The organism is Monashia sp. HAY1-2A, from assembly GCF_056755315.1.
The window spans coordinates 1-257 of the sequence record NZ_JBNDHY010000531.1 but is presented as its reverse complement, the minus strand read 5'-3'; the positions used below and the strand labels follow the sequence as shown (position 1 = coordinate 257).

Sequence of the window (257 nt, the reverse complement as noted above, 5' to 3'; positions counted from 1 at the left end):
GCTATAGCAACAATCAATATGAATGTGACCTTTACTAAAATTGTTGCCAATGACAAGAAAGAATATATCTGTTTTAATGGAACGGATGATATTACAGTCAATCTCAATACTCTTTCTGCCGGAATGCTTATCTCTCCTTCTACGGTTCCCGTGACAGAATTTTATGCTACTTCAGCTAATGCTAACGCAGGAACTAATCCGATCAGCCCCAATCAGACTATAACGACAGACGGAAATCTGGTAACCCGGGTTTATTA

Annotated in this window: 1 protein-coding gene; it reads left to right on the top strand. The window is 38.9% G+C overall.

All coding sequences use genetic code 11. The annotated features are described in order from the left end of the window. Positions 1-257: hypothetical protein (locus ACPYOM_RS22985; protein ID WP_481347739.1), on the top strand; the 257-nt coding region annotated here is incomplete at both ends.